Below are 23,050 nucleotides of genomic sequence, written 5' to 3'. Positions count from 1 at the left end.
ACAACTCTCCCGTTGCGAACCTCGATCTCACCACGCCGGATCGACCGGTGTGCGAACCGCACTTCGCGACGGGAGAGACCACCACCGGCGACTTCCAGAGCGACCTCAACCTGGCCCGCCCGTCCGAGGTGCCCGCGTTCCGACACCGCCCCCACAGTCGCGGCCGCCGACGGAAACTTCCCCCCTCCCGTCGGCGGCCGCTTTGCGTACGCTGCGTCCGTGACCTCTGCCGCCGCCCGCACCGCACTGGACCTCACCGCCGACCTCCCGGTGACCGCCCTGGAGGACCTCTACCGGGATCTGCACCGCAACCCCGAGCTGTCGCTGCGGGAGCACCGCACGGCCGGGCGGTTCGCCGAACACCTCCGCAAGTCCGGGTACGAGACCGTCGAGGGCATCGGCGGCACCGGAGTCGCGGGCGTGCTCCGGAGCGGCGACGGCCCGACCGTCCTCCTGCGCGCCGACATGGACGCGCTGCCGGTGCAGGAGGAGACCGGGCTGCCGTACGCCTCCCAGACCCCCGGCGTGATGCACGCCTGCGGGCACGATCTGCACGTCACCTGGCTCGCGGGCGCCGCCGAGGCGCTGGCCGCCGGCCGGGAGACCTGGCACGGCACGCTGATCGTCGTGGGACAGCCCGCCGAGGAGACCGGGCAGGGCGCCGAGCGGATGGTCGCGGACGGGCTCTACGAGCGGTTCGGGCGGCCGGACGTGCTGCTCGGCCAGCATGCGGCACCCGGGCCCGTCGGCTTCTACGCCCACTCACCAGGTCTGATCATGTCCGCCTCGACGGACGTCGACATCGTCATCCACGGCCGCGGCGGGCACGGCTCGCGGCCCGAGACGACCGTCGACCCGGTCGTCACCGCCGCATACCTGGTCACCCGCCTGCAGACCGTCGTCTCCCGCGAGATCGCCGCCCGCGAGTCGGCCGTCCTGACCGTCGGCCGGATCGAGGCCGGCACCCGGCACAACATCATCCCGGCCGAGGCGCGTATCGCCCTCAACCTGCGCACCCAGTCCGACGAGGTGCGCGAGCGGATGCTGGCCGCGATCCGGCGCATCGCGGCCGGTGAGGCGGTCGCCGCCGGGTGCCCGCGGGAGCCGGAGGTGAGCGTGGGCGCGACGTTCCCGGTGACCATGAACGACGCCGACACCGACCGCCGGATCGCCGCCGTGCACGAGGAGGTGCTCGGCGCGGGGACGGTGCTGGACTTCGGCCCGGTGATGGGCAGCGAGGACTTCCCGCATCTGGCGCAGGGCGGGATCCCGTACTCCTACTGGTTCGTCACGACCACGTCGGCCGAGGTGTGGGACGCGGCCGACGGCGACGACCTGATGGCGAAGTTCCTGGCCGTGCCCAGCAACCACAGCCCGCACTTCGCCCCCGACCTCGCGACCGTCGTGCCGGGTGTACGGACCCTGGTGTCGGGGGCGTTGGCGTACCTCGCCTAGGGCAGCCCTAGAGGAGGCCGGCGAGGGTGTGGGTGAAGGCCGCCTCCGAGCGGTCGGCGTGGGCGCGGATGCGCGCGGCGACGGTGTCCGCGCCGCCGCCCTCGACCAGTTGGACGAGGCGGTCGACGCGGCGCTGCTGGTACTCCGGGGTGTCGGGGAGCGTGGAGAAGTAGAAGTCCCCCGCGTCGTACGCCATGTGGAACACGTGCTTCTTCACCTCGCTCAGCGTCAGATAGTCGTCGTCGGTCGTCGGGACCGGTTCGGGGGCGCCGACGCACACCACCGGGGTGCCGGCGCCCCAGGAGTTGACCATCAGGTGGTAGGTGTCCGTGATGACCAGGCGGTAGCGGGGGAGGACGCCGAGCAGGTCGCCGATGGTGTGCTCGCCCGCGCGGGTCGGGATGTCGCCGACCTGCGGCGGGAGGTCCCGGTCGAACCAGGGCAGCCATTCCAGCGGGGCGCCGAAGCGGTCGGACAGGGTGCGGCAGAAGTCGGGCAGCCAGGCGGGGATCCGGGTGCGTGCGCCGAGGAAGACGCCGATCGCCTCCGGGGCGTCCTGGGACCATTCCGTCGTCGGGAGGTGGTCGAGGTCGCCCGGGCGGGAGAGCAGTGCCGCGTCCGAGCCCCAGTGCTCGGTCGTCGGCTCACCGCGGAAGTGGGCGATACGGGAGGCCGAGATCGGGTCGCGCATCCAGATGCGGTGGGCGCGCGTCACCAGACGCTGGAACAGCGGGCCGAACTCCTTGTCCTCGTAGTCGGACTGGGAGTTGTGCAGGATCGTGCCGCCGTAGCTGAGGGTGCGCGCGAGGAGCTCGTCCGGCTGGTCCGCGAGGAGCAGGCTGCGGTTCAGGATCGCGCGGGCGGCCTCGCGGTCGGCGGCGAAGCCGAAGTCGAGAAGGCGGTTGGTCGCGTCCTGCGCCAGGTAGTGGCGGGTGTGCAGGAAGTCGCCCCAGAAGACCACGGCGTCGTGGTCGCGGACCTCGTCGACATGGTCGATCAGGGAGCGGAACCGGAACGGGAAGTCGGTACCCCGCGCGCACGGCCGCAGTTCCACGGTCTCCGGTGTGTGCAGGGTGTACCACGAGGCGTCGAGCCCGTCGCCCATCCGCCGGCGCAGCGACTCGAAGGCCAGGTCGACGGTCACCATTCCGGTGTTGCGGTACCCGATGTTCGGCGCGGTGATGACGGCGACGCGTGCCATGTGTGCCTTTCCCGTGGGGGATGTGGGGGGCTTGGTGTTGGGGGGTTGTCCACCGGCCAACGTACAGGCGGGGACCGTCCCGCTAACCGGGCAGGGCCTTCTTCAGGGCCGCGTCCAGCTTCCTCGCCAGTTGCTCGTCGGACGGCGGGGAGTCGGCGAACAGCGCGCCGAGTTGGGCGATGAAGGTCTGGGTGAAGGCGCCGTAGAGGGGTGTACGGGGTCGCTGTACGGCCTGTTGGAGGGCCGGGAGCAGGATCTTGCGGGCGTACTCGGGCCGGCCGGCCGCGTCCCGGGGCATCCGGTCGGTGCGCTCGCCGGTCGGGGCGGCGGAGGGGGCCGCGGTCCCCGTGGTGCAGCGCAGGCCGGGGTCCGTGTAGGCGGAGGTGCGGGTGGCCGCGAAGCCCGCGTCCAGCAGACAGCGCTCGCTCTCCGCGCCGGTGAGGTAGGAGATCAACTCGCGTGCCTTGTCCGCCCGTTGGGACGACTCGGTCACCGCCAGGTTCTGTCCGCCGAGCACCGCGGCCCCCGGCAGCGGGGCCACGCCGAGCTGCTGCTCGGTGAAGGTCTGGAAGAGGCTGCGGTAGCCGTAGGGCCAGAAGCGCAGGAAGGCGGTGCGGCCGTCGGCGAAGTCGCCGAGCGAGGCGGCCTCGTCGGAGTTCACGGCGTCCGGGAGGAGGTACGGCGCGTCGGTGCGACGGTTCAACTCGGCGATGCCTTCGGCCAGTTCGCCGACGGTGGCGTCGTAGTGCCCCTTGGAGTCGGTGATCGCCAGACCCTGCACGGCCGTCGCGAACGCCTCGATCGCGTTGACGGTACGGCCCTCGTAGCCCGCCAACTGCGTGGTCCAGCCCTTCTGGTAGCCCTTGGGGTCGAGGTCGTCGACGTCGCTCATCAAGGCGTCCAGGTCCGTCCAGGTCTGCTTCTTCGCGCTCAGGTCGGTCTCCTGGACGCCCGCCTCCTTGAGCCAGTCGCGCCGGTAGTAGAGCAGTCCGACGTCGCTGTTGAACGGCACCCCGTACACCCTGCCGCCCCAACGGGCCGTGCTGGCCACGGACTTGATGACGTCGGGGGAGATCACCGAGTCCGGCAGCGGGCGGACGAGGTGGGCGGCGGCGAACTCCGGTACCCAGGTCACGTCCAGGTTGACGACGTCGTAGCTCGCGCTGCCGGACTGCAGGGCGCCGAGCAGCTGGCTGCGCTGTTCGTCCGCGCTGCCGGACAGCTCGACCAGACGGGCGTGGTAGCCGGTGTCGGCCTTGTCCTGCTGCCGGTTCCAGGCGTCGATGAGCTGCTCGCGGATGCCGTTCTTGCCGGTGACGTCCCGCCCGCTGGCGATGACGATCTCGCCGGGCACCTCGTGCGAGGCGGACGTGCCGGCCTATCCGCCGCCTCCGCTGCAGGCGGCGACCAGGAGCAGGGCGGCCAGTGCCGCCGGGCGCCGTAGGGCCATCAGTCCTCCCCCGTCCCGGTGCGGGCGACCTCCGCGGTCAGGGAAGCCGCTGAGATCAGGCGACCGCAGGACCCCGATCTCACCCTCGCCGAAGATCTCTCCCCCGGCCAGCGCCTCCCGCAGCCGACGCACATTGTGCTCGACGGCGGGAAGGTGCCCGGGCACGCCGTGCGGCGGACCCCGGTGGTCGTACTCGCTGACGCCGACCAGCAGCGCCCGGTTGGCCATGCCACGTGGGTCGAAGCGGGTCACGGCGTTACCTGTCGTCGGCGGCACCGTCGACGTCGGCCCGGGGCGGCTCACCGCTCTCCACGCTGCGGCGGTTGTCCTGCCAGGCGACCACCGCGAGCCGCACCGCCACCAGCAGCTCCTTGAAGGCGGCGGAGGCGCCCGCGCCGATCAGCACCACGACGACTTCGGTGCCGAAGCCCATGGGCGTGCCCGGGTCCTCGTTTCTCCGGTCGCGCAGTTCGAACTGCAACTCGCGTTCCCGTGCCCACACGGCGAGCGGTTCCTCCCGCTCCAGCCATTTCCGCAGAGCAACGATGTCACCGTCGCTCGCGGTCCGGTCCAGGCGCACGCGAATCTCTCGGTTGGCCACTCCATCCCCCTCAGCCATGACTCTCCATCATGGCACCGTGGTTGCCGACAGGGGAGGGTCCGTCACCGGGAGTTACCGGGGTGTTGCCGGGTCGTTGTCAGCTCTGCGTCTGCAACTGCCGCAACTGCCGCCGGACATGGTCCAGCGCACCTTGCCGCCGCCCCGGCACCCGCGACCGCAGATCGGCCAGCGCGGGCCCGGTCCGCCGCGCCTCGGCCACGTCCCGGATCTGCCCCCACTGGTGATGCGCCCGGTCCACCGCCGCCTCGACCTCCGGCGCGTCCACGGCCTGCCCCGCCGACAGCCGGGCCAACGCCACCACCATCCAGGCCCGGCAACTCCGCACCGGATCCCCGGCCAACATGGCCAGATCCGCACGGACTTCGGCCCAGTGCAGCGCTTCTTCGGCGCCGGGTCCATGAGCTTCCACGGCGGCTCGCTCCTGCCGGGCGGCCAGCGCGTCGGCGTCAGGGTGGCGCCCCTCCTGAACGGCGGCCGAGATGGCAGCGTGCGGGTCACCCCCCACCAGCCCGTCCGGGAGTGCCCCCTCCGGGGGAGTGTGAGGACGAGGCCGTTCGGACCGAACCGGGGGTCTGGGGGCAGCGTTCCCGGGAACGCCGGGCACGCTCAACACGATGCCCACCGCCTCGTCGGCGATCCGCGCCAACGCCTGCTGGTGCAACTGCTCGACCGGCGGCCGCCACCCGCTCCGCAGGATCGTCGCCACCGTCTTCATGTACGTCGGTACGGCCACCCCCCGCCGCCCGCCCGGCGGCACGATCCGCCCGTAGACCGCGCTGTTGTACCCGGAGTCCAGATAGTTCGCCCCCAGCCACTCCCAGGTCTCCGCATCCGCGTGCAGATCGAGGAACAAGGTCGTCGCTGCAGGAGGACGCAACCGCAGCTCCTCCTTGAACCAGGCCCAGGGAAACCCCGTGTACCGCACCGTCGCCGGCGTCGTCCGCGCCAGTGCCAGATGCGGCAGCCGCTGGCGCCGGTCGAGTTGGAGCTGCCCGGCGACGAAGACGGTGAGCGGCCCCGGTGCCGCCGCGGCGGCGCGCAGACGGGTCAGGACGGCCTGCGGCTCCAGCGGGTCGGCGAGTTCGACAACGTTGGCCGTGTCGGTGCCGGACAGCACGGCGGGCGGCACCGCCGCGAGGACGGGAAGCACGGAGGCCGCGTCCACCAGGCACCCCTTGCCCGCCGGGGCGGCGGCGAGCAGCAGCACGGTTCCTGGCATCGGTCCCTCCCCATCCCCGTCGATCACGTACGTCAGCACCGTAACCGCTGCTGCCGCAAAGACGGGCCTCAGGACACCAATCGTCCGCTTCCTCCCGGCCCGCCCGGCAGCCGCCGTACCGCGAAGATCGTCGTGTCGTCGCCCAGTCTGCCGCCGCAGTGGCGCAGGGTGCGGTCCCGTACGAAGGCGACCAGACGGCGGGGTTCGGCGGTGCCCGGGTCGGTGGCGAGGGCGTGGGCCACGTCGTCGGCGAGGGGGTAGAACTCGCCGTCGCTGTCGCGGGCCTCGGTCACGCCGTCGGTGGTGAGGAGGAGGGTCTCGCCGGGGGCCAGGGGAACGCGGCGGGCCGGGGGCGGGCCGTCGCCGGTGAGTTCGCCCAGGCCGAGGGGGAGGCCGTCGCCGGGCGGCAGGGGCCGTACCCCTTCGGGGCCGACGATCAGTGGGGGGTCGTGGCCGAAGAGGATGACGTCGACCGCGGCCGGGCCGTCCGCGGGGAAACCGAGCAGGGCCGCCGTGGCGAAGCGGTCGCCGTCCTCGCGGCCGAGGGCGGCGGTGTGGGCGCGGTGGCGGAGCATGCGGATCTCCAGGCGCTCGGCGACCGTGGTGAGCTCCGCCTCGTGGTAGCCGGCCTCCCGGAACGTGCTCAGCAGGGCGGCGGCCGCCTCCACCGCGCCGAGGCCCTTGCCCTGGACGTCGCCCACGAGGACGCGGGTGCCGTGCGGGCCCGGCTGGATGTCGTAGAAGTCGCCGCCCACGCGGGCCTCGACGTCGGAGGCGAGATAGACGGCGGCGTGTTCGAGGCCGTCCCAGTCCGGAGGGAGGGGGCGCAGCACGGTACGGCGGGTGGTCTCGGCGACGTCCCGCATGTGCAGCATCCTCCGCTCGCCGCGGACGCGGACCGCGCAGGCGAGGGTGGCGAGCATGCCGCCGACGGCGACCAGGATGAAGTCGGGGAGGCCTGTCTGGTACTGGTGCGGCCAGGCGTTGTCGGCGAGGACATACGTCATGAGCGCGAGTACGGCGAAGGCTGCCGTGGCCCACACTCCGCAGATGGCTGCGGCGATGCCGGGGACCAGGACGATCCAGGAGATGATGCGGAATCTGCCGGTTGTGTTGAAGTCGACCAGGGTGATCGCGGCCAGGAGGAGAAGCGGGGGCACCCAGGCGACGCTTCTGCCATGCACCCGGAGCAACTGTGCTCGGTCCGGGGTGCCACGGGATGTCGTTGCGAGTCTGCGGCGCCGCTGCGGCTTGTCGCGCCCACGCGGCGGTAGCCGCACATCAAACACCGTCCCGCGCCCCTTCAGGGCGTTCATGTGGGCCAGCGAAACACGGCACCGTGCCCCTCCGCATCCGGGCGGGAATCAGGGCCCCCGTCGACTTGCCACGGGCCCTCCCCAGGTGTGCTCTGGAGAGCGGGGGCGGTGTGAGAGAGGAGTGTTCTCATGGCTCAAGCGGCACCCGCGCACGGTGGCGGGATGATGGGGAAGGTCCGGGAGAACCGGGCGGCGCGGCCCACGCGGACGCCCGATCTGTTCGACGAGCGGGTCCACCTGGTCGGGCGGTACGGGATTCCCGTCGTGCTCGGGCTCGTCTACGGCTTCTGGGCGGCCGCCAACCGCCGCGGCGGCGGGGAGATCACCGGCTGGAACATCCTGTTCGGCTTTGTGACCGCGGCCGTGTTCATCGTGCTGTGCATCGCCGTCGCGACCTTCGCCCCGCTGCTGAAGCGGGAGCTGCACTCGCTGGTGAAGTCGGGTTTCGCGGGCGCCGCGCTCGGGTTCCTGTACAGCCAGACCGGAGAGTCCGTGCTGCGGTCGGTGGCGCTGGGCGTGGCCGTGACGGCGGGCGTCTTCCTCGTCTTCTTCTACCGCTACTACACGCGCGAGGACGCTGCGGGAAAGCGCGTCCGGTAGCCGGCCGCGCAAACGGGTGGGCCCCGGCCGATCCGGCCGGGGCCCACCCGCGCGCCGACTATCCGGTCACGCTCCAGCTCCACGAGCCCGAGATGCTGAAGGAGACGGAACCGGAGGCGGCCCAGGAGCCGTCGCTCCAGCTCGGGTCGTTCCAGTTGGCGTTGGACCAATTGCCGTCCCGCCACTGGGGACACGGGTCCGCGCAGGTCGGCACCGACCGTCCGCCGGTGTCCACGAACTCGGCGCTGGCCCAGCCCTGGGCGCCGACGAGCCAGTACCAGTACGGGTTGCCGTTGACGCTCTGCCCCTGGACCATGCACTGGACGCGGTCCTGACTGCCGGGCGAGAGCCGGGTGACGAGCGCCGAGTCGACGGTGGGTCCTGCCCGCACGTTCAGCCGGGTGCGGGAGACGATGGTGCCCCAGATCGGACTTCCGGATCCGCCGCCACCGTGACCGTCGACGTGGGCCGGCACAGTGGTCGGGGTCGCGGCCGCCGCCGTGGTGCCCGCCGCCGCGGCGACGAGCGTACCGCCGGCGAGCAGCGCAGCGGCCAGGGTCCGCAGGGCCAAAGTGGTGCGCATGATCGGCCTCCTTCTCCCCAGCACCATGAGACACCCGTTCGGGTGAAGCCTCCACCGGAGAGCCGTATGCCCAGTTCAGCCTCGTTCGGACGAATTTCCCCGCCCGTATGCGGCCATTTGCAGTCCTCCCGCTCGCGCCCCGGCCCCCCGGCGCCTTGCCTGAAGGGGTGCCCATACGCCTCAGGAGCGTCCTGTCGGCCGCTCTCATCGCCCTCGCCTGTCTGCTCGCGCCGTGCGGCGCGCTCGCGGCCTGGGCGGCGTACGACCTCGCCGACACGAGCAGCTACGTCGCCACGATGGCGCCGCTGGCCGCGGACCCGGCGGTGCAGGGCGTGGTCGCGGACACCGTCGGCGCCCAGGTCATGGACGAGGTCGAGGCCCGCGCCGACGCCCACCCGATGCGCGCGATGCCCTCGGTGGTCCGCCCCTATGTGCACGACGCGGTCCGCTCCTTCACCCGCACCGAGGCCTTCCGCGCCGCCTGGGACGCCGCCAACCGCGTCTTCCACGACGCCGTGCTGCACGCCCTGCACGACGACAGCGAGCGCGAGGTGACCGTGGACCTCGCGCCGGTCACCGCCCAGGTCAAGCGTCAACTCACCGATCAGCACATGCCGTTGGCGGGCCGCATACCGGTCGAGCACACCGCGGTCAACGTTCTCCCGGCCCAGGAACTGGACCGCTTCCGGAAGGGGTTCCACGTGCTGGAAGTAGCCGGTTTCTGGCTGCCGTTGGCCTCGGTCGTCTTCGCCGGCGCCGGCATCGCGGTCGCCGCCTGCCGCGGCCGCGCCCTCACCGCGACCGCCCTCGGCACCGCACTCGGCGGCGCCCTGCTCGGCCTCGCGGTCGCCATCGGCCGCCGGCTCACCCTCGCCGACCTGCCCGAAGAGGCCCCCCGCCCGGCCGCGGGCGCCGTCTACGACGCCCTGACCGAGACCCTGCGCGAGGCCTCCTGGCTGCTGGTGGCCGTGGGCCTGACGGTGTCCCTGGCGGTCTGGCTGGGCAGCCACCTGCGCCTACGGGGTCGCCCGCGCGGGAACGACGTACTCCAGGCCGATTCACAGCAACCTGACCTGACCATGACCATCACGTCACCCGGTGACACCTCAGGGGTCACCCGCTCCACGGCCGGACCCAGCAGCATGACTTGACGACAGCCGCCGGTACGGAACCGGAGGCTCCGTGTCCCTCAAGGAGCACCCCCCATGACCCGCCTCACCGTGCGCCGCGGCGCCGCGGCCCTCGTGGCCGGCCTGGCCCTCTCCCTCGCCGCCGCACTGCCCGCGCAGGCCGCCGACTCGACCGTCACCGAGTCCCAGTGGCTGTCGGACGTGGCCGCCGTCACCGGCCCGGCCCAGACCTACATCGACTCCCGCGCGGCCGCGAACACGTCGGGCGCCAAGCAGGCGATCGTGCTGGACATCGACAACACCTCGCTGGAGAGCTACTTCGAGGGCGTCGGCACCAGCACCCCCGCCACCCCGCCGGTGCTCGCCCTGGCGCAGGACGCCCACGCCAAGGGCCTCGGCGTGTTCTTCATCAGCGCCCGCAGCAATCTGTTCGACTCGGTGACCAGGTCCAACCTGACGAAGGTCGGCTACACGGTCGACGGTCTCCACGCGCGCACGGTCGCACAGATGCTGACCGAGTCCGTCGCCGACTTCAAGACCTCGCAGCGCACGGCGATCGAGGCGGACGGCTACGACATCGTCGCCAACATCGGCAACAACACGACCGACCTGACGGGCGGTCACGCCGACGCGACCTACAAGCTCCCGGACTACGACGGCCTGCTGGACTGACCCCCGGCAAGCCCGGCCAGCGTCCGCAGCGCCCGCTCCAACTCGGGCGGCGCCGCGGACGCGAGCCCGAGCCGCACCGCGTCCGGGGTGCGATGCCCACCGACGGCGAAGGCACTCCCGGGCGTGACGGCGATCCCGTGCGCGGCGGCGGCGGCCGTGAAGGTGTCCGCCCGCCACGGCGCGGGCAGCTCCCACCAGGCGAAGTAGGCGTGCGGATCGGCCCGTACGCGAAAGCCGCGCAGGCACTCGGCGACCAGGCGCTGCCGCCGCGCCGCGTCCTGCCTCTTCCCCGCCACCAGCCGCGCCACGGTCCCGTCCTCGACCCACCGCACCCCGGCCTCCAGCGCGAACCGCCCGGCATTCCACCCACCGGAGCGCACCGCGCCCGCCACGGCCTCCACCCGCTGCGGCGGTACGACGAGAAGGCCGACGGTGAGCCCGGGGGCGACCCGCTTGGAGAGCCCGTCGACGACGTGGGTGAGATGCGGGAGGCGGGCGGCGAGGGGATCGCGGGCGGGCAGGTCCAGGAAGGACCAGATGCGGTCCTCGACGACGGGAAGCTCCACCTCACCGACGACGTCGGCGAGTTGCGCGCGCCGCGCACCACTCATGGTGGCGGAGGTCGGATTGTGCAGGGCCGGCTGCAGATAGAGCGCGGACAACCGCCCACCGGCGACGGCCTCCGGCCGCACCCCCTCCTCATCGGTGTCCAGCGGAACGAGCGTGACGCCGAGCCTCGCCGCGATCTCCTTGACCAGCGGATACGTCAGCGCCTCCACCCCCACCCGGCCGCCGGGCCGGACCAGCGAGGCCAGGGCGGCGGCGATGGCCTGGCGGGCGTTGCCGGTGAAGAGGAGCCGGTCGGGGGAGGGCCGCCAGCCCGGGGTGGCGAGGAGACCGGCCATCACCTCACGGGCCGCGACGGTGCCGTCGGCCGGGGCGGGACGCAGGGCGTCGGTGAGGACGTCGGGGCGCAGAAGCGGGGCGAGGGCGGGGGCGAGCAGCTCCGACTGGCCCGCTGCGGAAGGGTAGTTGAGCTCCATGTTCACCCCCTCAGCCGCGTCGACCGCCTCGACGAGCGAACGCCCGGCAGGTGCCGTGGCCGCGGCCCGCACAAAGGTCCCCCGCCCGACCTCTCCCACCACCAGCCCGCGCCGCACGAGTTCGCCGTACGCCCGCTCGGCCGTCGAGGCGGCGATCCCGTGCCGTCGCGCGAACTTCCGCTGCGGAGGCAGCCGTTCACCCGGACGGAGCCGCCCCGAGGCGATGTCGGCGGCGATGCGGTCGGCGATGCGGCGGTATGCGTCCATGGATCAATTCCCCCTGTTTTCCCTGCCCCTTGCATTGCACCGAAGGCAAAGATCTTATTGCACCGAGGAGTTGGGCCGACCTAGGGTCCCCTCCATGGCACTCCCCCTTGTGTTGATCCACGGCCACCCCTTCGACCACACCATGTGGAACCCGCAGATCGAGGCCTTCTCCCCCACCCGCCGCGTGATCGCCCCCGACCTGCGCGGCTACGGCACCTCCCCGCAGTCCCCGCCCGTCGCGTCCTTCGAGCAGTTCGCGCAGGACGTGGTGGCGCTGCTGGACGAGCTCGGGGTGGAGACCTTCGTCCTGGCCGGCCTCTCCATGGGCGGCCAGATCGCGATGGACTGCTACCGGCAGTTCCCCGACCGCGTCCACGGCCTGGTCCTCGCCGACACCTTCCCGGCCGCCGAGACCCCGGAGGGCGTCCACACCCGCCGCACCATGGCGGACCGGCTCCTGAGGGAGGGCATGCGGGGGTACGCCGACGAGGTCCTGGAGAAGATGGTCGCCCCCTACGCCGACGCCCAGGTCAAGGCCCACGTCCACGGCATGATGACGTCCACTTCGCCCGAGGGAGCGGCGGCGGCCCTGCGCGCACGGGCGGCCCGCCCCGACTACCGCGACCTGCTGACACGGGTGACGGTGCCGACGCTGGTGGTCGTGGGGGCCGAGGACACGTACACGCCGGTGGCGGACGCGGAGGCGATGCACGCGGCGCTGCCCGGGTCGACGCTGCATGTCATCGAGGGGACGGCGCACATGCCGAACCTGGAGCGGCCTGAGGAGTTCAACAAGGTGCTGGACAGGTTCCTGGCGCGAGTGGAGATGCGTCCGTAATGTCTTGCCGGTGACGATTCAGCCCGTCTGGGGGTCCTCCCGCTGGGGGAGTTCGAGGACGAGGCCCGTTCAGGGCCGAAGCGGGGATCCGGGGGCCACAGGCCCCCGGAGGGTGGGTGCCGTGATCGCCGGGTTGCTGCTGGCCGGCGTGAGCGTCGTCATGGGCTGCCGCGTCGCCGACACCGACGCCCTCACCCCCGTCCCCCAACTCCTCGCCTTCCTCCCCTGGCTGCTGGCCCCCACCACCGTCGCTCTTCTCCTCGCCCTCCTCTCCCGCTGGCGCCTCGGCATCCTCTGGTCGCTCCTCGTGCTCGCCCTCCTGGCCTGGTTCATCGAGCCGTACGGAAAGACGGACGAACCCGGCGGCCCCTCGCTCGCCGAGCTCAAGGTCCTCACCTCGAACGTGGAGTTCGGGCACGGCACCCACTCCCTCGTCCCGGAGATCCGCGCGCACAAGCCCGACATCGTGTTCGTGGAGGAGTGCGAGTACACCTGCCAGGCCACCCTCCGCCGGGACGTCGGCGCCGACTACCCGTACCGCCAGGCCGTGGTGGCCGGCGGCTCCTCGGGGTCGATCATCCTGAGCCGCTTCCCGCTCACGGGCCTGGACCCCGTGCCCGGCGAGATGGGCATGCCCGCAGCCGTGGCCGACGTGCACGGCCACCCCGTACGGCTCCAGCTCGCGCACCCCATGCCCCCGCTGCCCGGCCAGATCGGCGTATGGCGCCGTGAGCTGGGCCGTCTGCGCGACTCCGCACGGGCCGCCACCACCCCCCTGATCCTGGCCGGCGACTTCAACGCCTCCCAGGACCACGCGGCCTTCCGCCGCATCCTCGACACCGGCCTGCGCGACTCCGCCCGGCTCGTCGGACACGACCGGACGCCCAGCTGGCCGGCCCGCACCACCCCCGTCTTCGGCGCCCAGATCGACCACGTCCTGGTGTCGAAGGACTTCTCGGCGAACAGCGCCCGTTTCCTGGACCTGGCGGACACCGACCATCGCGCGCTGCTCGTGCACATCACGCTTCACCGGCGGGGGTGAGCCGGACACCGGTGCTCGTACGGGGCCCGTGTCCCGTCGGCGCACCGGGAGTGGCTGGAAAGCGAGGGGGCTGAGGGTGCACAGGGCACCCGGATACCGGGCCCGACGGGCCGGCTGCCGGCGGGCGTCTCCACGGACGCCCCGACGACCTCCCCGCCCGTCAGATGAATCCCGGGCAGCCCCGGCACCGGAGTACGGTGGCGGTACCGAGCGCACCTCGCACGCCGTCATCCATGTCGGCGTCGCCCTCGGGGAACGGCAAGGCCGGAGCACATCGCGTCCGGTCGGAGATGAGCCGCCCCACATGAGTCCGATGAGCCTCGGAGTTCTCGCCTCCTCCCGCAAGGAGAACGAGTTCCGACTTCCGCTGCACCCCCGCCACCTCGACCGGATCGCCCCGGACATGCGCGAGAGAATCTTCCTCGAACAGGGCTACGGCCACCGGTTCGGCGTCGCCGACGACGCGCTGCGCCCCCTCGTGGCCGGCCTGCGCTCCCGCGAGCGACTCCTCGCCGAGTGCGACGTCGTGGTGCTGCCCAAACCGATGCACGACGACGTCGCCGCGCTGCACGAGGGCCAGGTCCTGTGGGGATGGCCGCACTGCGTGCAGGACGAGAAGATGACCCAGATCGGCATCGACCGACGGCTGACCCTGATCGCCTGGGAAGCCATGAACCACTGGACCTCCACGGGCGCCTTCAGCGTCCATGTGTTCCACAAGAACAACGAGCTCGCCGGTTACTGCTCGGTGCTGCACGCCCTGCAGCTCGGCGGGCTGACCGGCCACTACGGCCGCCGCCTGCGCGCGGTGGTCATCAGCTTCGGCGCCACGGCGCGCGGAGCGGTCACGGGCCTGGGCGCCATGGGGGTCACCGACGTCACGGTGCTCACCCAACGCGCGGCGGCAGCGGTGGCGTCACCGATGCCCTCGGTCGTGATGGGCCACTTCGAGGAGCAGGAGGACGATCCCTCGCGCCTGCGGGCCATCACCGCGGCCGGTTCCGAGCCGCTGGCGGAGTACCTGGCCGGGTTCGACATCATCGTCAACTGCGTGCTGCAGGACACCGACGCGCCGCTCATGTTCGTCACCGACGAGGAACTCGCCCTCTTCCGGCCGGGAACCTTCTTCATCGACGTCGCCTGCGACGAGGGCATGGGCTTCGAATGGGCCCACCCGACCACCTTCGGCGACCCGATGTCCACGGTCGGGCCGGGCTGCCACTACTACGCGGTGGACCACAGCCCGTCCCACCTGTGGAACTCCGCCACCTGGGAAATCAGCGAGGCGCTCCTTCCCTACCTGCGCAGGGTCATGAGCGGCCCCGCGGCATGGGACACCGACGTCACGATCAGAAAGGCCATCGAGATCCGCGACGGCGTCGTCCAGAACCCGAAGATCCTCTCCTTCCAGCACCGATCGGCCGCCTATCCCCACACTCCCGAGGTCCCGGCGGCTCCGCTGGGCTCAGAGGTCTAGTACGCCGGCGCGTTGAGTCCGAAAGCGGGGGAAAGGCTGAGGCACACCAGCCCCGCCCAAGATCGCCATCTGGGGCCGCTAACCTTACGTGTCCGTCCTGGCCAGTGATTGACGGTTTCACTCACGCGAAGGGTTGTGTACATGGGCATTCTCACTCTCCTGCGGAACGCGTTCGGCAGGTCGCGCAAGGGGCGTGCCGCCGAAGCAGAGGGTGCGGTCCGAACCCCTTCGCAGACCACCCCGCAGTCGACAGCAACGACAACGCCGCAGGTCCCGGAACCGCGCATGGCGACATCGGAGCAGAAGCAGAACGACGAGCACGACCTGGTCTCGGCGGCCTTCGACAACGTGACGGTGCCGAAGCCGGAGGCGCCGGAGGCGGTCGAGCCGACGGAGCCCGAGGCGACTCCGGAGCCGGTCGCCGAGGAGGCGAAGGCGGTCCCGGAGACCGAGGCAGCCGCCGAACCCGACCCCGCACCGGTCGCCGAGGAGTCGGCGCCCGCTGCGGAGCCGGAGCCCGAGCCGGTGGTGGCCGAGGAGCCCGTCGCCGAGCCGGAGCCCGCCGCTGCGGAGCCGGTCGCGGAAGCCGCCCCCGAGCCTGAGCCCCAGCAGGCCGCCGAGGCGACCGCCGAACCTGCGGCCGAGAAGCCGATCGCCGAACCGGAGCCGGAGCCCGAGCCGGTGGTGGCCGAGGAGCCCCTCGCCGAGCCGGAGCCCGCCGCTGCGGAGCCGGTCGCGGAAGCCGCCCCCGAGCCCGAGCCCCAGCAGGCCGCCGAGGCGACCGCCGAACCTGCGGCCGAGAAGCCGGTCGCCGAACCGGAGCCGGAGCCCGAGCCGGTGGTGGCCGAGGAGCCCCTCGCCGAGCCGGAGCCCGCCGCTGCGGAGCCGGTCGCGGAAGCCGCCCCCGAGCCCGAGCCCCAGCAGGCCGCCGAGGCAACCGCCGAACCTGCGGCCGAGAAGCCGGTGGCCGAGGAGAACCCGGAGCCGGCCGTCGCCGAATCGACCCCCGCGCCCGCGGCGGCCGAGAAGTCGGAGCCGGTGGCCGAGGCGACCCCCGAGGCCGAAGAGACCACGCAGCCGACACCCCAGCCCACCGCGGAGACCACCGCCGAACCGGAGCCCGAGCAGACGGCCGAACCCGAGCCCGAGCCCAAGGCCGCCGTCGCAGCGGAGCCCGAGGCAGCCGCCGAACCCGAGCCCGCACCGGTGGCCGAGGAGTCGGCGACCGCCACGGAGCCGGAGGCCGTGGTGGCTCAGCAGCCGACCGCCGAACCCGAGCCCGAGCCGGCCCCCGCCCCGCAGCCCGACCTGGTCGCCGCCGCGGAGGCATCCGCACCCGCGGCCGCCGACGGCGAGGACGCCCCACAGGGGCCACCCGCAGCCGACGACGCAACTGTCACGGGTGGTGCGGGTGGGAACGAAAACCCGGCCGAAGGCCGGGTCGTGCCCACCACCCTCCGCATCGCGTACGACACCGCCGCAACCGCCCTCGCCAAGCACGACCTCACCGGCACCCGGGCCAAGGTCTACCTCGTCCTGGACCGCTCCGCGAGCATGCGCCCGTACTACAAGGACGGCTCAGCCCAGGCCCTCGCCGAGCAGACCCTCGCCCTCGCCGCCCACCTGGACCCGGAAGGCCCCGAGGACACCAAGGTCCACGTCACCTTCTTCTCCACCGAAGTCGACGGCACCGGCGAACTCACCCTCGCCGACCACGAGAACAAGATCGACGACCTGCACGCCGGCCTCGGCCGCATGGGCCGTACCAGCTACCACGCGGCCGTCGAGGAAGTCCTCGGCCACCACGACAAGGAAGCCCCCGGCACCCCCGCCCTCGTCGTCTTCCAGACCGACGGCGCCCCGGACGCCAAGACCCCCGCCACCCAGTCCCTCACGGACGCCGCGAAGAACCACCCCTCCGTCTTCTTCTCCTTCGTGGCCTTCGGCGACCCGGAGAACAAGGCCTTCGACTACCTCCGCAAGCTGAAGCTGGCCAACACGTCCCCCTTCCTGGCCGGTGAGACCCCGAAGGAACTCACGGACGCGGAGATCTACGAGGGCATCCTGGCGAACTGGCGCCCGTGACCCCGTAGAAGATCACCTGCAGAGCCTGCAGAACCCGCGGAAACCGAAAACCCCACCCGGCCGCCCGCCTTCCCACCCCTCAGAACGGGAAGCGGGCGGCCCACCCATGTCCGCTACCATTTCAAGGTTCGCAAAACAAGACGACCCGACCTGGGAGCAGCCCCCGATGGCTCGACACCTCATCACCAGCGCCCTTCCGTACATCAACGGAATCAAGCACCTGGGCAACATGGTGGGGTCCATGCTCCCGGCGGACGTGTACTCCCGGTACCTCCGCCAGCGCGGCCACGACGTCCTCTACATCTGCGCGACGGACGAGCACGGCACGCCGGCCGAGCTGGCGGCCAAGGAGCAGGGCCTGCCCGTGGACGAATTCTGCGCGCAGGCGCACGACGCGCAGAAGGCGGTCTACGACGGGTTCGCGCTGGCCTTCGACTACTTCGGCCGGAGTTCCTCGCATCAGAACGTCGAGATCACCCAGCACTTCGCCCGCCGCCTCCATGAGAACGGCTTCATCGAGGAGCGGGCGATCCGCCAGGTGTACTCCCCCACCGACGGCCGCTTCCTCCCGGACCGCTATGTCGAGGGCACCTGCCCCCACTGCGGCTACGACAAGGCCCGCGGCGACCAGTGCGAGAACTGCACCCGGGTCCTCGACCCGACCGATCTGATCAACCCCCGTAGCGCCATCAGCGGCTCCACGGACCTCGAGGTCCGCGAGACCAAGCACCTCTTCCTCCTCCAGTCGAAGCTGCAGCACGAGGTCGAGGAGTGGGTCTCCCGCCACGAGGACGACTGGCCGCAGCTGGCCTCCTCCATCGCCCGCAAGTGGCTGACCGAGGGCCTGCACGACCGCGCGATCACCCGTGACCTGGACTGGGGCGTCCCGGTCCCGGCCGACACCTGGCCGGAGCTGGCGGCGGAGGGCAAGGTCTTCTACGTCTGGTTCGACGCCCCGATCGAGTACATCGGCGCGACGAAGGAGTGGTCGGACCTGGACCCGGAGAACCGGGACTGGAAGGCGTGGTGGTACGACGTCGACACCGACGTCCGCTACACCGAGTTCATGGCCAAGGACAACGTCCCCTTCCACACCGTCATGTTCCCGGCCACCGAGCTGGGCGTGCGCGAGCCGTGGAAGAAGGTCGACTACGTCAAGGCCTTCAACTGGCTGACGTACTACGGCGGGAAGTTCTCCACCTCGCAGAAGCGCGGGGTCTTCACCGACCAGGCCCTGGAGATCCTCCCCGCCGACTACTGGCGGTACTTCCTCATCGCCAACGCCCCGGAGTCGGACGACTCGTCCTTCACCTGGGAGCACTTCACCGCCACGGTCAACAAGGACCTCGCCGACACCCTCGGCAACTTCGTCAACCGTGTCCTGTCCTTCTCCCGCAAGCGCTTCGGCGACGAAGTCCCCGCGGGCAGCGCCGCCGGTGAGGCCGAGGCCAAGCTGGGTGAGCAGATCGCCGAGCTGCTGGCCGAGTACGAGGGCCACATGGAGACCCTCCAGTTCCGCAAGGCCGCGGCGGCGCTCCGCGCCCTGTGGTCCGCGGGCAACTCCTACCTGGAGGAGAAGGCCCCCTGGCTGGAGATCAAGACCGACAAGGACGGCGCGGCCCTCACCCTCCGTACGGCGATGAACCTGATCCACCTGTACTCGGTGGTGTCGGAGCCGTTCATCCCGGCGACCGCGGCCACCATGCGCCAGGCGTTCTCGCTCAAGGACGACACGGCGACCTGGGTCACGCCGGACGACGCCCGCGCCCTCGCCTCCGTCCCGGCCGGCACCCCCTTCACCGTCCCGCCGGTGCTGTTCGCCAAGCTCACGGACGAGGATCTGGAGACCTACAAGGAGCGCTTCGGCGGCGCTCCGGAGCAGTAACACGCGTAGGAACCGTGAGAGACGGGGCTCGGAAAGCCGAACAGCTTTCCGAGCCCCGTATATTTCGGCCATGGCAGTGCCCGAAGTCGTCCCGATCGCCTACGTGCCCCGCAACCGGACCGAATCCATCGGCCGGTACGCCGAAGGGCAGTTCCTGGCGTCGATCACGTATGCCTTCCCCGAGGGGTTCCGCCTCGACCACGGCTGGGAAGAGCACAAACGTCTCTACACCGTCCTGCACACCTTCGACTTCGAGGGCAACTACCGCGAGTCGGAGATCTGGTGTGCCGGCACCTGGGCCGAGCAGCTGCGCGATCCGGACGGTGAGGCGTCGGTCCTTCAGCGCGCCCGCGTCCATCTGGCGAAGCTCCTGCGCAGCCTGCCCCGCCGTTCCTACACGGACATCGCGATACGGCCGTTCCGAGTGACGGTCGACGGTGTGCTGTTCGGCCTGGTGACCGGCGAGGACGAGGAGGGGGCCTGGGCCGAGCTCTATCCGGACCGCCTCTTCTTCGGTCCACCGTGGGACGGCTCGTACGACGCCTGAGCCCCTCGTTCCTCGTCCTCGCCGGCGTTCTGTGGGCGCCCGCGGAGCGTTCCGCTAGGAGAGCACTCCCGCGCCGGTCGTCGACGCCAGCTCCGTCGGCAGGTTCTTCGCGGACGTCTCAAGTCCCGCCGTCAGCGCCGGAGTCCAGTTCACCGTCGTCTTGATCTTCTTCGACGAGGACGCGTTGTAGGCGGCGACGAGGTCGGTCGCCGTGCCGTTGACCAGGTTGCCGCTGCCCGCGATCGAGCCCGTGCCGTCGCCGCTGAACAGCTTGGAGACCTTCTGGGAGGCGGAGGTCTTCCAGAAGTTGTTCTGCGCCACGACCTGGGCCTTGGCGCGGGAGTTGATGCTGTACTGCAGCTCGTAGCCGTTGAGCGCCGTGACGTCGTAGAAGTTGTTGTAGATGTGGATCTGGCCGAGCCGGGCCAGCGGCGCGCGCTGCACGATGCCCTTCCACACGTTGTGGTGGATGGAGACGCGCAGCTTGCCGGTGCTGTCGGTGTCGCTGCTGCCGATCAGCATGGTCTTGTCGTGGCTGGTGAACCGGTTGCGCTCGACGGTGACCAGGTCCGAGCCCTTGGTGATGTCGAGTTCGCCGTCGTGGATCTGGTACTGGCGCCCGTAGTACGTCGGGTCGGCGGTGTCGAAGCCCGGCGCGTCCGTGAACGTGTTGTGGTCGGCCCAGACATGGGTCGCCCCGCGCAGGGTGACCGAGTCGTACTGCGAGTTCCAGTTGCCCTTGTCGCCGTCGGTCGGGTCCCACTGCGGGAAGCAGTCCTGGGTCGCGGAGAAGGTCAGGTTGCGGACGATGACGTTGTCGACCTTCTGGATCTGCAGCATGCCGCCGGTGATCCCGGCCTTGGTGCCCGGCACGCCCACGATGCTGGTGTTGGCCGGCACCTTGAAGATGATGTTCTTCGCCTGCTTGGTCTGCGCGGCGGCCCGCGCCGTCTCCTGGGTGCCGGAGGGGAGCTTGGAGCGGCTGTAGGTGGAGGGGTCGAACGCCTTCAGGTACGAGGTGAGCGAGTAGCCGGTGCCCGACGCGTAGTTGGCGCAGGTCAGCTTCTTCCCGCTGTCGTCGGTGTTGGCGTCGATGGTGCCCTTGACCTTGATGATCCGGGGGGTGGTGCCGGTCGCCGACCCCAGGGCCTTCACCAGCTGGGCCCGGGTCGAGACGGTGAAGGTGTGCGCGGCGTCGGCCTTCGCACCACCGGTCGTCCCGGAACCGGAGGAGGCCCAGCCGTCCTTCGCGGCGAGCGTCTGGTGGTAGAGGTCGACCGTGCCGGCACTGGCGTTCATGACGACGACACCGGCACCGACACCGGCGGCCACCACGGCGGCGGAGACGACCAGGGTGTGCCGCCTGCGGAGGGACCGGCGGTGGGTAACTGAGGCCACGGGGGATTCCTTACGAGCGGTTGCGGGACACGTGCGGTTCGTGGAGCACCGGTGAAGGCGCTCACGTCCTCAAGTGGCCGCCGGGACAAGGGAGGTTGCCGAGACGCCAAGATTTTCTTCCGGGTAGCGTTCGCTCACTTGCGCGAGAGCATGGGGCCCCGCGGGGAGGGACCCTCACGTGGGCGGATACGCCCTGTCGCGCCGCCGACCGGCGGTCGCGATCTCCTCGGTGGCGCTGACGGTGGCGGGCGGCGCCGTACTTCGGACGACGGCCGCGGCGGCTCCGGTCATCCCATGGACCTCGGCCACCGCCATCACCGGCACCGCCGAGGTCGTACACCACCCTCGCCGGCAGCGGCTGGAACCAGTACAACGTGCTGACCTCACCCGGCGACCCGACCGGCGACGGACGGCCCGACCTGATCGCGCGGGGCACGAGTGAAGATCGGGACGGGCTGGGGATCGTACAAGTCCCTTTCCTGACAGGATGGTTGGGACTTCAACAGGGGGTAACTCATGCGCAGATGGGGTGCGGCCGCGCTCGTGGCCGCCTCTCTGGCCGGCGGCGTGCTGCTGCCGGCCGTCCCGGCCACCGCCGTGCACGGCGGTGTGCCCGGCGACTTCAACGGTGACGGCTACCGGGACGCGGTCCTGCCCGCGCCGGGCGCCGACGTGTCCGGCAAGGAGGCGGCGGGCGCGGTCGTCGTGCTCTACGGCTCCGCCTCCGGACTGTCGGCCGCCCACCGCAAGACGATCACACAGAACACCGCCGGTGTGCCGGGCACGAGCGAGGCCTACGATCGCTTCGGCGCCGCCACCGCGACGGCCGACCTGAACCGGGACGGCTATGCCGACCTGGTGGTCGGGTCGCCGTACGAGGACACCGCGAAGGGGACCGACTCCGGTGCGGTGACCGTCCTTTGGGGCAGCAAGAACGGGCTGACGAGCGGGACGGACCTGCCGTCGCCGGCCGGCTCACCCGACCACTACGGCGAGGACATCGCCGCGCTCAGCACCGGGGCCGGGGCGAAGACACGGGTGGCGGTCGCCGGAGTCGATGCGTCCGTCTACTTCAGCGGGCCGTTCAGCCGGAAGGGCACCTTCGGGTCCGCCGTGTACAACGACAACACCGCGTCTCCGATATCCGTCGCGCTCGGCGACCTCGACGGCGACAAGATCCCGGACCCGGTCGTCGCGACCGACCGGCTGAGCGACCTGAGCGGCGGCGAGGTCTACGCCAACCCCGCCTACGGCAACGAGCTGACGGGCAACGGCCTCATCGTGGCCTCCGGCGACCTCAACGGCGACGGCTACGCCGACCTCGTCGCCGGCGACCCGGACGAGCCCGAGAAGGCGGGCGTGGACGGGGCGACGGGCGGCCGGGTCCTCGTCTGGTACGGCTCGGCGACGGGCATCGCGACCGACACCGCTCCCGTGCAGATCACGCAGAACACCGCGGGCGTCCCCGGGGCGAGCGAGAAGGGCGACAGCTTCGGCGGGGCCCTCGCCGTCGCCGACCTGAACCGGGACGGCCTCGCGGACATCGTGATCGGCTCCCCGTACGAGAGTCTCGCCAAGAGCCGCGCCGGTCAGGTGACGATCGTCCCCGGCCGCAGGTCGGGTGCGCTCGGCACGGGCGCGTACTCCTTCTCCCAGGACACGGCGGACGTACCGGGCGCCTCCGAGACCGACGACTTCTTCGGTACGACGGTCTCGGTCGGCGACATCGACAAGGACGGCAGGCCCGAGTTGTTCGTCGGCGCGGCCGGTGAGAACGACTCCACCGGCGCGGTCTGGGTCTTCCCGGGCGGTTCAGCCCGCCCGACGGCCACCGGCAGCAAGGTGTTCACCGCGAACTCCGTCGGCCTCACCCAGCAGGCCGGCACCCTGCTGGGCGGCAACGGACTGCTCTGGGCGATCTGAACACACCGTATGCGCCCGGGACTTCCCTTCCGAAGTCCCGGGCGCATTCCTGTGTCTTCTACGAGGCCGACGCCGACGCGCTCGCCTGGGTGTCCGTGCTGTCGTGCGTCTCGTCCGGGGTGACCTCCATGGTCAGATGGGCGCGCACCCCCTTGGCGATCTTCTTCTTGTCGCACTTGAGGTAGAGCAGGCCGCCCTCGTGCCCATTGTCCGGGACGCTCGCGGAGGCGGTCATGACCAAGCCACCGCCCACGCCCACCGCGGCCACCGCGCCGGCGCCCACGGCGACGACCTTGC

The 23,050-nt window shown here is 71.5% G+C and carries 21 protein-coding genes; 11 read left to right on the top strand and 10 right to left on the bottom strand.

What is annotated here, in order from left to right:
* Nucleotides 1-219: 219 nt before the first annotated feature.
* Entirely contained in the window at nucleotides 220-1,455 is a 1,236-nt protein-coding gene (locus tag ACWC09_RS03615) for an amidohydrolase (protein ID WP_450848093.1), read from the top strand.
* A gap of 7 nt (nucleotides 1,456-1,462) precedes the next feature.
* On the opposite strand, the gene ACWC09_RS03610 is transcribed toward ACWC09_RS03615, so the two are convergent.
* The 6 genes from ACWC09_RS03610 to ACWC09_RS03585 all read right to left on the bottom strand — a co-directional run bounded on the left by ACWC09_RS03610 (nucleotide 1,463) and on the right by ACWC09_RS03585 (nucleotide 7,263).
* Nucleotides 1,463-2,656 carry a polysaccharide pyruvyl transferase family protein gene (locus ACWC09_RS03610; RefSeq protein ID WP_450848091.1) on the bottom strand — a complete coding sequence of 398 codons (1,194 nt, stop codon included), beginning with the start codon at nucleotides 2,654-2,656 and terminating at the stop codon, nucleotides 1,463-1,465.
* An 82-nt stretch (nucleotides 2,657-2,738) separates the two neighbouring features.
* Nucleotides 2,739-4,010, bottom strand: coding sequence for an extracellular solute-binding protein (locus tag ACWC09_RS03605; protein ID WP_450848089.1), 1,272 nt, complete (start codon nucleotides 4,008-4,010; stop codon nucleotides 2,739-2,741).
* Nucleotides 4,011-4,034: 24 nt separating this feature from the next.
* The gene (locus tag ACWC09_RS03600) at nucleotides 4,035-4,358 is read right to left on the bottom strand and encodes a hypothetical protein (RefSeq protein ID WP_450848087.1); all 324 of its coding nucleotides are present in this window, start codon (nucleotides 4,356-4,358) and stop codon (nucleotides 4,035-4,037) included.
* A 4-nt stretch (nucleotides 4,359-4,362) separates the two neighbouring features.
* Complete coding sequence (locus tag ACWC09_RS03595; protein WP_450848085.1) at nucleotides 4,363-4,725, bottom strand: hypothetical protein; 363 nt, start codon at nucleotides 4,723-4,725, stop codon at nucleotides 4,363-4,365.
* 79 nt (nucleotides 4,726-4,804) lie between these two features.
* A complete protein-coding gene (locus ACWC09_RS03590; protein WP_450848084.1) occupies nucleotides 4,805-5,947 on the bottom strand; it encodes a hypothetical protein in 1,143 nt (380 codons plus the stop codon).
* 68 nt (nucleotides 5,948-6,015) lie between these two features.
* Nucleotides 6,016-7,263: a PP2C family protein-serine/threonine phosphatase gene (locus tag ACWC09_RS03585; RefSeq protein WP_450848082.1), complete on the bottom strand. Its 1,248-nt coding sequence runs from the start codon at nucleotides 7,261-7,263 to the stop codon at nucleotides 6,016-6,018.
* Nucleotides 7,264-7,392: 129 nt separating this feature from the next.
* Between ACWC09_RS03585 and ACWC09_RS03580 the strand changes: the two genes are divergently transcribed.
* Nucleotides 7,393-7,863, top strand: a complete 471-nt coding sequence (locus tag ACWC09_RS03580) for a hypothetical protein (protein ID WP_450848080.1) — start codon at nucleotides 7,393-7,395, stop codon at nucleotides 7,861-7,863.
* A 58-nt stretch (nucleotides 7,864-7,921) separates the two neighbouring features.
* Here the strand turns inward: ACWC09_RS03580 and ACWC09_RS03575 are convergent, their stop codons facing one another.
* Nucleotides 7,922-8,446 (bottom strand): SH3 domain-containing protein, encoded by a 525-nt coding sequence (locus tag ACWC09_RS03575; protein ID WP_450848078.1) that lies wholly within the window; start codon nucleotides 8,444-8,446, stop codon nucleotides 7,922-7,924.
* Between the two features lie 167 nt (nucleotides 8,447-8,613).
* Here ACWC09_RS03575 and ACWC09_RS03570 point away from each other — a divergent pair, with 167 nt between their 5' ends.
* A complete protein-coding gene (locus ACWC09_RS03570; protein WP_450848076.1) occupies nucleotides 8,614-9,597 on the top strand; it encodes a hypothetical protein in 984 nt (327 codons plus the stop codon).
* 54 nt (nucleotides 9,598-9,651) lie between these two features.
* Nucleotides 9,652-10,248, top strand: a complete 597-nt coding sequence (locus tag ACWC09_RS03565; protein WP_450848074.1) for an HAD family acid phosphatase — start codon at nucleotides 9,652-9,654, stop codon at nucleotides 10,246-10,248.
* Here ACWC09_RS03565 and ACWC09_RS03560 read toward each other — a convergent pair.
* Nucleotides 10,227-11,558: an aminotransferase-like domain-containing protein gene (locus ACWC09_RS03560; RefSeq protein ID WP_450848072.1), complete on the bottom strand. Its 1,332-nt coding sequence runs from the start codon at nucleotides 11,556-11,558 to the stop codon at nucleotides 10,227-10,229. The two genes, ACWC09_RS03565 and ACWC09_RS03560, sit on opposite strands and share 22 nt — an antisense overlap.
* Nucleotides 11,559-11,652: 94 nt before the next feature.
* Between ACWC09_RS03560 and ACWC09_RS03555 the strand changes: the two genes are divergently transcribed.
* The 6 genes from ACWC09_RS03555 to ACWC09_RS03530 all read left to right on the top strand — a co-directional run bounded on the left by ACWC09_RS03555 (nucleotide 11,653) and on the right by ACWC09_RS03530 (nucleotide 19,432).
* Complete coding sequence (locus ACWC09_RS03555; protein ID WP_450848070.1) at nucleotides 11,653-12,396, top strand: alpha/beta fold hydrolase; 744 nt, start codon at nucleotides 11,653-11,655, stop codon at nucleotides 12,394-12,396.
* Nucleotides 12,397-12,556: 160 nt separating this feature from the next.
* Nucleotides 12,557-13,438, top strand: a complete 882-nt coding sequence (locus ACWC09_RS03550; RefSeq protein ID WP_450848293.1) for an endonuclease/exonuclease/phosphatase family protein — start codon at nucleotides 12,557-12,559, stop codon at nucleotides 13,436-13,438.
* A 304-nt stretch (nucleotides 13,439-13,742) separates the two neighbouring features.
* Nucleotides 13,743-14,915 carry a N(5)-(carboxyethyl)ornithine synthase gene (locus tag ACWC09_RS03545; protein ID WP_450848068.1) on the top strand — a complete coding sequence of 391 codons (1,173 nt, stop codon included), beginning with the start codon at nucleotides 13,743-13,745 and terminating at the stop codon, nucleotides 14,913-14,915.
* A 141-nt stretch (nucleotides 14,916-15,056) separates the two neighbouring features.
* Nucleotides 15,057-17,000 (top strand): VWA domain-containing protein, encoded by a 1,944-nt coding sequence (locus ACWC09_RS03540; RefSeq protein WP_450848066.1) that lies wholly within the window; start codon nucleotides 15,057-15,059, stop codon nucleotides 16,998-17,000.
* 166 nt (nucleotides 17,001-17,166) lie between these two features.
* Entirely contained in the window at nucleotides 17,167-18,885 is a 1,719-nt protein-coding gene (metG, locus tag ACWC09_RS03535; RefSeq protein ID WP_450848064.1) for a methionine--tRNA ligase, read from the top strand.
* A gap of 70 nt (nucleotides 18,886-18,955) precedes the next feature.
* Nucleotides 18,956-19,432, top strand: a complete 477-nt coding sequence (locus ACWC09_RS03530) for a hypothetical protein (protein WP_450848062.1) — start codon at nucleotides 18,956-18,958, stop codon at nucleotides 19,430-19,432.
* Between the two features lie 54 nt (nucleotides 19,433-19,486).
* On the opposite strand, the gene ACWC09_RS03525 is transcribed toward ACWC09_RS03530, so the two are convergent.
* Nucleotides 19,487-20,830 carry a pectate lyase family protein gene (locus tag ACWC09_RS03525; protein ID WP_450848061.1) on the bottom strand — a complete coding sequence of 448 codons (1,344 nt, stop codon included), beginning with the start codon at nucleotides 20,828-20,830 and terminating at the stop codon, nucleotides 19,487-19,489.
* Between the two features lie 516 nt (nucleotides 20,831-21,346).
* Between ACWC09_RS03525 and ACWC09_RS03520 the strand changes: the two genes are divergently transcribed.
* A complete protein-coding gene (locus tag ACWC09_RS03520) occupies nucleotides 21,347-22,753 on the top strand; it encodes a VCBS repeat-containing protein (protein WP_450848059.1) in 1,407 nt (468 codons plus the stop codon).
* A gap of 58 nt (nucleotides 22,754-22,811) precedes the next feature.
* Here ACWC09_RS03520 and ACWC09_RS03515 read toward each other — a convergent pair whose 3' ends face one another.
* The gene (locus tag ACWC09_RS03515) at nucleotides 22,812-23,036 is read right to left on the bottom strand and encodes a hypothetical protein (RefSeq protein WP_450848057.1); all 225 of its coding nucleotides are present in this window, start codon (nucleotides 23,034-23,036) and stop codon (nucleotides 22,812-22,814) included.
* Nucleotides 23,037-23,050 lie beyond the last annotated feature (14 nt).

Source organism: Streptomyces sp. NPDC001617 (genome assembly GCF_053596855.1).
The sequence above is the reverse complement of the archived record's forward strand: the minus strand, read 5'-3'. Positions and strand labels throughout refer to the sequence as shown.